This is a genomic window from Neisseria sp., assembly GCF_041804105.1.
Taxonomy (GTDB): domain Bacteria; phylum Pseudomonadota; class Gammaproteobacteria; order Burkholderiales; family Neisseriaceae; genus Neisseria.
Genome location: NZ_JBHCJY010000009.1, coordinates 1 through 9,425, shown reverse-complemented (window position 1 = coordinate 9,425; position 9,425 = coordinate 1). Strand labels below are relative to the sequence as shown.

General features: G+C 60.8%; 7 protein-coding genes and 1 pseudogene. 6 read left to right on the top strand and 2 right to left on the bottom strand.

Going from position 1 to position 9,425, the window contains the following annotated elements:
* Positions 1-207 precede the first annotated feature (207 nt).
* Positions 208-2,004, top strand: coding sequence for an FAD-dependent oxidoreductase (locus ACEYDX_RS00875; RefSeq protein WP_373740157.1), 1,797 nt, complete (start codon positions 208-210; stop codon positions 2,002-2,004).
* Between the two features lie 125 nt (positions 2,005-2,129).
* On the opposite strand, the gene ACEYDX_RS00870 is transcribed toward ACEYDX_RS00875, so the two are convergent.
* A complete protein-coding gene (locus ACEYDX_RS00870) occupies positions 2,130-2,789 on the bottom strand; it encodes a hypothetical protein (RefSeq protein WP_373740156.1) in 660 nt (219 codons plus the stop codon).
* Between the two features lie 122 nt (positions 2,790-2,911).
* Between ACEYDX_RS00870 and ACEYDX_RS00865 the strand changes: the two genes are divergently transcribed.
* The 4 genes from ACEYDX_RS00865 to ACEYDX_RS00850 all read left to right on the top strand — a co-directional run bounded on the left by ACEYDX_RS00865 (position 2,912) and on the right by ACEYDX_RS00850 (position 6,951).
* Positions 2,912-3,736, top strand: a complete 825-nt coding sequence (locus tag ACEYDX_RS00865; protein ID WP_373740155.1) for a sugar phosphate isomerase/epimerase family protein — start codon at positions 2,912-2,914, stop codon at positions 3,734-3,736.
* 14 nt (positions 3,737-3,750) lie between these two features.
* Positions 3,751-3,942: a hypothetical protein gene (locus tag ACEYDX_RS00860; protein WP_373740154.1), complete on the top strand. Its 192-nt coding sequence runs from the start codon at positions 3,751-3,753 to the stop codon at positions 3,940-3,942.
* A gap of 93 nt (positions 3,943-4,035) precedes the next feature.
* A complete protein-coding gene (locus ACEYDX_RS00855) occupies positions 4,036-4,833 on the top strand; it encodes a shikimate dehydrogenase (protein WP_373740153.1) in 798 nt (265 codons plus the stop codon).
* 429 nt (positions 4,834-5,262) lie between these two features.
* A complete protein-coding gene (locus ACEYDX_RS00850; RefSeq protein WP_373740152.1) occupies positions 5,263-6,951 on the top strand; it encodes an FAD-dependent oxidoreductase in 1,689 nt (562 codons plus the stop codon).
* A gap of 971 nt (positions 6,952-7,922) precedes the next feature.
* Here ACEYDX_RS00850 and ACEYDX_RS00845 read toward each other — a convergent pair.
* Positions 7,923-8,687: pseudogene (locus ACEYDX_RS00845) on the bottom strand (ParA family protein); the annotation flags it as partial.
* Positions 8,688-8,891: 204 nt separating this feature from the next.
* On the opposite strand from ACEYDX_RS00845, the gene ACEYDX_RS00840 reads away from it, so the two are divergent.
* Positions 8,892-9,425, top strand: a 534-nt coding sequence (locus ACEYDX_RS00840; protein ID WP_373740151.1) for a CDP-alcohol phosphatidyltransferase family protein, incomplete at its 3' end; no start/stop codon positions are given.

Genomic DNA, 9,425 nt, shown 5'->3' with positions numbered 1-9,425 from the left:
TTTAAAACAGGATATTGCCTGACTTTAACCGCAGATTCCCGCCTGCACGGGAATGACGGCGAACGGGGTTTCAGACGGCCTGCCCGCGTAACCGCCCGCCCTCCGAAGGCCGTCTGAAAAAATATTAGCTATGCCGAAAAAGTTATGGCTTAACCCGACCGAACCTCTAAAATCAGCATAACACTACATTCGACTACGGAGCAGGCGATGGATGCCGTTAAAGAACGCAAAACGGCGGCGGTTTGGCAATACGACGTACTGATAGCCGGCAGCGGCGCGGGCGGCTTGGCCGCTGCGGTTACGGCGGCGCACCACGGTTTGAAAGTGCTGGTGGCCGAACGCGCGGACACAATCGGCGGCGCAACCGCGCGCTCCGGCGGCTGGGCGTGGACGCCCGGCAACCCGCTGGCCAAGGCCGACGGCGTGAACGAACCGCGCGATGCGTTCCGCGATTATCTGAAAGCCGTGATCGGCGAAGCGGATTACGACGGCGAACGGATTGAAATGTTTCTCGAAACCGCGCCGCACATGGTCGGCTTTTTCCAAAAACACACGCCGCTCGAATGGGCGGCGGGCAAAAAAATCTGCGACATCTACGGCAAGCTGCCCGGCGCAGGCACGGGGCACCGCTCCGTAGCCGCCGCGCCGTTTTACGCCAAATCCCTGCCGCCGCACCTGCTCGGCATCCTGCCCGACCAGTTCAAAATGACATCGTTTTGGGGCATGGGCATCATGGCGGGCGAAGATTTGGGGCATTTTCTCAACGCCTTCAAAAAGCCCGAAAGTTTTCTCTACGCGGCCAAACGCTTTGGCGTCCACCTGTTCGACAAGCTGGTTTACCGGCGCAATATGCAGTTTGTGAACGGGCTGGCTCTTGTGGCGCGGCTCGCGCAGGCTGCGGACGAAAAAGGCGCGGTCATCAAAACCCGCTCGGCGGTGGAAAGCCTGACTCGGGATGCAGACAGCCGCGTTACCGGCGCATACCTGCAAACGCCCGAAGGCTTGGTGCGCGTCGATGCCGCGCGCGGCGTGGTGCTGGCCACGGGCGGTTATCCCGCAAACGTGGAACGGCGCAAAAACTTCCCGCGCAACCCCGACGGCACGCAGCATTGGACGCTCGCGCCCGCCGAAGCCGACGGTTCGGGGCTGGAACTCGCCGAAAGCGCGGGCGGCTTTTTCGACCAAAGCGGCCGCTCGCCCGCAGCGTGGTGTCCCGTGTCGCTCGTCACATTCAAAGACGGCAGCGAAGGCGTGTTTCCCCACATCGCCGACCGCGCCAAGCCCGGCATCATCGGCGTATTGAAAAACGGCAAACGCTTCGTCAACGAAGCCAACGGCTATTACGACTACGTCGCCGCCATGCTCAAGGCCGTGCCCGAAGGCGAAACCGTCGAATCCTGGCTCATCGGCGACCACCGCGCCATCCGCAGCTATATGTTCGGCTATGCCAAACCCCGCCCCGTCCCCACCGCGCTCTACACCAAATATCTCGGCTGCATCGCCGAAGCCGACACCCTCGACCGGCTCGCCGAACAATGCGGCATCGACCCCGTCGGCCTGATGGAAACCGTGGCCCGTTTCAACCAAAACGCCAAACAGGGCAACGACCCCGATTTCGGGCGCGGCGAAACCCCGTTCAACCGCTACGGCGGCGACGCGTCAACAGGCTGCCCCAACCCCTCGCTCGCGCCCTTGGGCAAAGGCCCGTATTACGCCGTGCGCGTGCTGCCCGGCTCGTTCGGCACCTTCGCAGGCATCGCCGTCGATGCCCGCTCGCGCGTTATCCGCGAAGACGGCACGGCGGTGGACGGCCTGTACAGTGTCGGCCTCGACCAAAAATCCGTGTTCGGCGGCAACTACCCCTGCGGCGGCATCAACATCGGCCCCGCCCTGACCTTCGGCTACGCCGTCGGGCGGGAATTGGCGTGCGTGCGGCAATACGAAGACGACGGCAGCGCCATGCCGTCTGAAGAATATCGGGGCACGGTGTTGGCCGGAGAATAAGGCGGTTTGGCCAAACCGTTTTCAGACGGCATCCCTGAGATAAAGGCCGTCTGAAAAAACAGGTATGGCAGGCCGGATTGCTACATCCAATACTGCAATGGGTCTGTCGGGGGGATTCAATCAAATCAATGCCGGCCCCGTTCCGCACACTCTTCCCGCAAGGTTTCCTGCCATTTCGGTTTTTCGTCAAGCAGCGGAGCGTAAAGCAAAATATTTGCCGGTTTTGGCGAAGCAACATAGGCAGCTTGACCCAGCCGGTCGGTCAACCCGCGGTAAACATGTGCTTTTTTGCCGCAGACCACCAAGGCGTATTCCACGCCTTGAAAAGGCTGCTTGTTGAAGTCCCGAATGACCATCTGTTCCCCGAAAGGGCCTTTGCCGGTGCGCTGGCGCAGATTCCAGCCTTTCGGATCGACAGGATGTTCAAATGCAAACACCTCAGTACGGCCTTGGCTGTCGGTAACACCTTGGAAAACATCTTTTTCTTCAGGTACAAACGGCAGGTTGATACTACTGTGGCTGAGTGCGTAGGGCTGATTGGGCATTACATGATCATGTGTTACAGGATGCATCAGCACCAAGCGGTAGCGGTAAGCGCCTGTTCCGTGTACACGCGCACCTCGGAAATCGTGCGTGAAGTAAAACGTGCTGCCTTGACCGGCTTTGCCGGTGTCTCGGGGAAGATAAAGTCCGTCGGGCAAAACAGCCTGTTCGGGTTCGGACAGACTGCGGCAGCCTGAAAGGAAAACGGCAGCAGCAAAGATCATCAGCAATTTGGCATTCATATTTTTCCGGCAAAAATTTCATTGTAGCAAAATATGATTTGAACATTTATCCAAACAAACCCTTTAAACTGGTTTTCAGACGGCTCTATCCGTCGCGCCCTACAAAACACAGGAGAAACCCCATGTCCCAACGACTCATCGGCATCGCCCCCTTAAGCGTACTCGGTACCGAACCCGTCGACTTCATCCGCGCCGCGGCCAAAACCGGCTACGACTTCGTCGGCCTGCGCACCCGTCCCGTAACCGCCACCGAAAAAGACCTCAACCTGCTGCACGGCAACGCGCGCCAGAAGGAAGTGCTGGCCGCGCTGGCCGACACGGGCATGAAAGTCGCCGATACCGAATTTCTCGCCGTCGGCGAAGACACGGGTCGCGACCTGTGGCTGCCGATGCTGGAGGCCGCCAACGCCCTCGGCGCGCAAAGCCTCACCGCCACCGTTACCGACCCCGACCTGAATCGCGCCTGCGCCACCCTGTCGCAACTTGTTTCAGACGGCCTTGACGCGGGCATTACCATCGCGCTCGAACCGATTTCCTACCAAACCGTCAAGCAGCTTTCCGAAGGTGCGGAAGTTGCCCAACAAACCGGCTGCAAAGTGCTGTTCGACACGCTGCATTTCCACCGCGCATTCTGCGCCCGCGACCAGATTCCCGCCGCCCTGCCCCATATGGCGGGCATGTTCCAGATTTGCGACGGCATCACCGCCGACCGCGCCACAACCCGCGACGGCCTGATTGAAGAGTCGCGCTCGTTGCGCTATGTGCCGGGCGAAGGCGATTTTCCGCTGGCCGAGTGCATCGCCCTGCTGCCCGCCGATATGCCCGTAAGCATCGAAGTGCCCAACCCGATGTTTGCCGAACTGGGTTTGGAAGGCTATCTGGCGCACCTGATGACGGCCACGAAACAGGTTTTGGCCAAGGCGGACGCGCTGCGGCAGGCCGTCTGAAAAACAAGGCCGCCATGCAGCACGGCATGGGTGCGCCGACGGTTTGGCGGCACAGGCGGCAACCTGCGGCCGCGCCGAAACCGCCCGAACAAAAATACGGCGCAACCGCTGTGGGAACGGCCGTCCGTGCGCAGACGGTGCAACATTGTTCAGACGGCCTCTGTTCGCCCGCGTTGCATACGGTTACGCCCGCTGCGGCAGGTTGACCGCACCTGCCCTGCCAACTGCATGACAAGGCCGTCTGAAAATCCGCGCCGTTTGTTTTCAGACGGCATCCCGCAACCAAAAGGAGAAAAACCATGGACATCCGCTTGGACGGTTCCACCCGCATCTATTACGTCGTCGGCGATCCCATCGCACAGGCGAAATCGCCCACCGGCGTTACCGAATCGTTTCAAAACAGCGGCCTGAACGCCGTCTGTATTCCCGCCCACGTTGCGCCGCCGCAGTTGGCCGCTTTCTTTGAAGCCGTGAAATCCATGCAGAACGTCGACGGCATCCTCGTAACCGTGCCGCACAAAATCGCCTTTGCGCCGCTGTGCGACGAGTTGTCCGAATCCGCCCGCTTTCTCAACGCCGTCAACACCGTCCGCCGCGAAAACGGCAGATGGGTGGGCGATATGTTCGACGGGCAGGCGCAGGTGGAAGCGCTGTTGCGCAACGGCGCGGTGTTGGAAGGCAAAAAAGCCGTGCTGGCGGGCGCGGGCGGCGCGGGTACGGCCATCGCCTACGCGCTCGTTAACGCGGGCGTGTCCGAACTGGGCATCGCCGAAACCGATGCCGCCCGCCGCGACAGCCTGATCGAACGGCTCAACGGTTTGGGCAAAGCCCGCGTATACGCCGCCGACTCCGACCCCACGGGCTTCGACATCGTCATCAACGCCACGCCGATGGGCATGAAAGACGGCGACCCGCTGCCGTTCGACGCGGCCAAGCTCACTGCCGCCATGTTTGTGGGCGACGTCGTTACTCTGCCCGAAACCGCGTGGATAAAGCGCGCCCGCGATGCCGGCTGCCGAACGTCTACCGGCCTGGATATGTTTGCCAGCGTGCGCGACCTGATTGTGGATTTCCTGCTGGAAAACCGCCGCGCATAACGCGTTGCAACGTTTTCAGACGGCCTGATGCAATACGGAGTCCCGCCGCACACAAGGCCGTCTGAACACCGCTTTGGCGGATTCGCGTTGCGTCCGAAACGGCAAGGGTGCTGCAAACGGCTGCACCGTTTCCGAAACCGTTCCCTGTTCCGACGGAAATCTGCGGCCATATCGGGCCGTCCGAACGGGACGGAGCGGCATCGTCTGCCCATGATGTTGCGGATACCCGCCGTTTCCGTGCAAACAGGAATCCGTGCACCGCAGGAAATTCCTGTCGTTCGGGCAAACCGGGAAACCGTACGCGGATGCCGTCTGAACGGGCAGCGGCGGCATCGCGTTTCACAACGGCCTTATTCCGAAGAACCGCCGTTCAGACGGCCTCAGCCGCCCGAACCATCCCCAACCACCCAACCCACAAAGGAATACAACATGACAGGAAAACAGGTAGATGTCTTGGTTATCGGCGGCGGCGCGGCCGGCATGACGGCGGCGCTGATTGCGAAACGCTCGGGCTTGAACGTGCTGTTGTGCGAAAAAGCGCCTTATGTGGGCGGGATTACGGCCACTTCGGGCGGCACGACCTGGATACCGGGTACGCACCTGAGCGTGAAGGCAGGCGTGCCCGACACGGTGGAAGCGGCGCGGGAATTTCTCGGCCATGTCTGCACGGGACGCGGCGGCGACGCGCTGCGCGAAGCGTTTCTGCGCTCGGGGCCGGAAGCGGTCAAAGAGTTGGACGAAGACACCGACGTCAAATTCGTAGCGGCGCAGGCGCATCCCGACTACATCGGCAACCTGCCCGGCGAAGCCTACGGCGGCCGTGCGCTTGCGCCCGTGCCGTTCGAAGCGTCGGTGTTGGGCAAACATTTCGACCGCATCCGCCCGCCGCGCCGCGAATTTATGGGGCTGGGCGGCATGATGGTCAACCGCAGCGAACTCGACGCGCTGCTCAATCCGTTCAAATCCGCCGCCAATTTCAAAACCACGATGAACGTGGTGCTGCCCTATTTCAAAGACCGCCTGCGCTTTAAACGCGGTACGCGGCTGGTGATGGGCAATGCGCTGGTGGGGCGGCTGTTTTACAGCCTGCTGAAAAACGGTGTGGAAGTTTGGTTTGAAACGCCGATGCGGGAACTCATCACCGAAAACGGCCGCGTAACCGGCGCGCTGGTCAACCACAACGGCTGCGACATCCGCATCACCGCCGCCAAAGGCGTGGTGCTCGCCACAGGCGGCGTCGGACACCACGCCGCGCTGCGGGCACAGTATTTCCCCAAAGGCACGCCCGACTCGTTCGCCCCCGACAGCAACACCGGCGACGGCATCAGCGCAGGCGCGCGGGCAGGCGGCGCGCTCGCCAACACCGAACACCCCGCATTGTGGTTTCCCACGTCTTACAAAGAAGAACGCGACGGCTACCGCGCCATGTGGCCGCACATCATTCTCGACCGCGCCAAACCCGGCCTGCTGGCGGTTTTGCCCGACGGCAAACGCTTCGTCAACGAAAGCAACTCCTACCACGACTTCTCCTGCGCCCAAATCGCCAAAAGCGCGGGCGGCAGCGTTCAGACGGCCTGGCTGATTGTTGACGAAGCCTTCGTCAAAAAATACGGTTTGGGCTTCATCATGCCCGGCGGCAAAACGCTCGGCCGCCACCTGCGGCAGGGCTACCTGACCCAAGCCGCCGATCTGCAAAGCCTGGCCGTTGCGCTGGGCATCGACCCCGCAATCCTGCGGCAAACCGTTTCCCGCTACAACGAACTGGCCGCGCAAGGCAACGACACCGATTTCGGACGCGGCACCAGCGCGATGAACCGCTTCAACGGCGATGCCTCCGTCAAACCCAATCCCTGCCTGCGCCCGCTCGACACCAACGGCAACCTGTACGCACTCGCCGTCCGCCCCGCCGACCTTGCCGGCAGCCTCGGCCTCGACTGCAACGAATACGGGCAGGTGCTCGATGCGTCGGGCCGCCCCATCGACGGCCTCTACGCCTGCGGCAACGACCTCGCCTCCATTTTCAAAGGCACCTACCCCGGCCCCGGCACCACCATCGGCCCGGGCATGGTGTTCGGCTGGCGGATTGCGAAACATCTGGCAGGACTGCTCGCGGAATAACCCCGTCCCAACGGTTATTTCTACCGGCCGCACACCAACAGGCAGCGTTTCTTTGCCACTTCGACGGAAGGCAGATTCCTGCCTGCGCGGAAATACCGAATATTTCTCAATACCGTACAAATCAACGTATCGTGCAAATGCAGCTTTCAAGCCTGTTGATTATCGATGCGCTGCCGGTTTTACCTTTTACCGTTCCATCCGGTTTGCACACGATAAAGGCCGTCTGAAAAAGTTTTCAGACGGCCTGTTTTGTTCGCCGCTTACAGATTATGAACAACGGCAGCATGCTGTGTTTTCAGACGGCATGACTACATACCGTCATTCCCGCGCAGGCGGGAATCCGGAAGGTTGGACTTCTGTGTCGGCTGAAAAATATCCGTTACCGGTTGAACGATATCGATTGCCGAATGCTTAGGCATGGATTCCCGCCTGCGCGGGAATGACGGGAAATAAGGCGTAGACCGGTAATTTGTGTCTGTGAACAACCGAGTTTCTGCGGTTGCGTGACGGATTATCCCGTTGAGAAATCAATTCTTGTACCCATGGAACAGTCTGTTTGAGGAACAGGCCGTCTGAAATTTTTCAGACGGCCTGTTTTATCGGTTGCGGATTATGGGAAGCAGCAGAATGCCGTGTTTCAGACGGCCTTACCGCTTCGGCTTACGGCCTGCCGCACGGTTAAAGGCTGAGACTGTTTGTTGCCGTAAACAGCAAAAGCCTCTGCCATCGGTCTTTATCATTGCTCAGACCTTTTCCGGCCAAAAACCTGATTGACCCAAAAACCAAACCCTTACCAAACCCAAAGCCGTCTGAAAAAGTTTTCAGACGACCTTACCGTACCGCTCGACCCGATGCGGCTACTCTTCCGAGCGGGCGGCGAGACGGGCTGCAATGGCACGCACCGGCGCGGGCTTGGCAACGGGCGATGCGGCAGGTTTTGCGGGTTGCGGATTGGCTGCTGCCAATTGCGGGTTGACCCGTTCCAGCAGCTCCTGTGCCAGGTCCTGATAGGCTTTCGTACCTTTGGCGGCGGCATCGTAGGCCAGCGCGGTCAGGCCGTGGCTGGGGGCTTCGGCAAGGCGGATGTTGCGCGGGATAACGGTTTCGAACACCAGCGTGCCGAAGTGCTGCTGCAACTGTTCGCTGACTTCCACCACCAGCCTGCTGCGGCTGTCGTACATGGTGCGCACGATGCCGGTGATGTCCAAATCGGGATTGACGGCCTGACGGATTCTGCGCACGGTGGCGATTAAGTCGGAAATGCCTTCGAGCGCATAGTATTCGCACAGCATCGGCACCAAAACGCCGTCGGCCGCCACCAGCCCGTTGAGCGTGAGCAGCGTGAGCGTGGGCGGGCAGTCGATGATGACGAAATCGTAATCGGCGGCCACGTTTTGCAGCGCGCTTTTCAGACGGCTTTCGCGGGCGGGTTCGTGTACCAAATCGACTTCCGCGCCCGCCAGCGCGCGGTTGGATGCCAGCAGGTCGTAACCGCCCGCTTCGCTGCGGATGACGGCCTGCGCCACTTCGGCCTGCCCCAGCAAAACCTGGTAAACGCCTGTTTTAATCTGGTTTTTGTCGATGCCGCTGCCCGTGGTGGCATTGCCCTGCGGGTCGAGGTCGATGACGAGCACGCACAGGTTTCTGGCGGCGAGCGAGGCGGCCAGATTGACGGCGGTGGTGGTTTTGCCGACGCCGCCTTTCTGGTTGGCAACGGCGATAATTCGGGTAGTCATAGCGGATGGAAAACGGTTTTCGCGATGGGTGGGATTGTACCGTTATTTGCAGGCGGTGGATACTTTGAGGCCGTCTGAAAGAGTGCATCCGGGGCTTTCAGACGGCCTTGCCGCCGACGGTTTTTCCGTCTGCAAGGTTTATTTTCCAAACGGCCGTCCATACGCTAGAATAAGCATTCTTCATAACCCCTGCCCTTTCCGAATATGACCGAAAACCGCCGCCCGATTGCTTCGCGCAACAACCGCTTTTCCCAAGGCTTCGCCCGCTGGCTGGCCGTAAACAAAGTGCTCACGCCCAACCAGATTTCCTGCCTGAGCGTGGTCTTCGCAGGCTTCGGCGCACTGGTGCTGGCCTACTCCGTCCACCCCGCCGCGCTGGTGCTGGTGGCGCTGATGATCCAGCTTCGCCTGCTGTGCAACCTGTTCGACGGCATGGTGGCGGTGGAAGGCGGACAGAAAACGCCTGCGGGCGAGCTGTTCAACGAGCTGCCCGACCGCATCGCCGACAGCCTGCTGCTGGTCGCTCTGGGCTATGCCGCAGGTTTGGCCGCGCTGGGCTGGCTGGCCGCGCTGCTGGCGGTGTGCACCGCCTACATCCGCATTTTCGGCGGCAGCCTGGGGCTGAAACAGAGCTTCCGCGGGCCGATGGCGAAACAGCACCGCATGGCCGTGATGACCGCCGCCTGCCTGATCGGTGCGTTTGAAACGGCCTACACGCAAACGGTTTACGCGCTCGGC

Coding starts and splice junctions, on each gene's coding strand:
- ACEYDX_RS00875 (WP_373740157.1), top strand. CDS start 208: ATGGATGCCGTTAAAGAACGCAAAACGGCGGCGGTTTGGCAATACGAC.
- ACEYDX_RS00850 (WP_373740152.1), top strand. CDS start 5,263: ATGACAGGAAAACAGGTAGATGTCTTGGTTATCGGCGGCGGCGCGGCC.
- ACEYDX_RS00855 (WP_373740153.1), top strand. CDS start 4,036: ATGGACATCCGCTTGGACGGTTCCACCCGCATCTATTACGTCGTCGGC.
- ACEYDX_RS00860 (WP_373740154.1), top strand. CDS start 3,751: ATGCAGCACGGCATGGGTGCGCCGACGGTTTGGCGGCACAGGCGGCAA.
- ACEYDX_RS00865 (WP_373740155.1), top strand. CDS start 2,912: ATGTCCCAACGACTCATCGGCATCGCCCCCTTAAGCGTACTCGGTACC.
- ACEYDX_RS00870 (WP_373740156.1), bottom strand. CDS start 2,789: ATGAATGCCAAATTGCTGATGATCTTTGCTGCTGCCGTTTTCCTTTCA.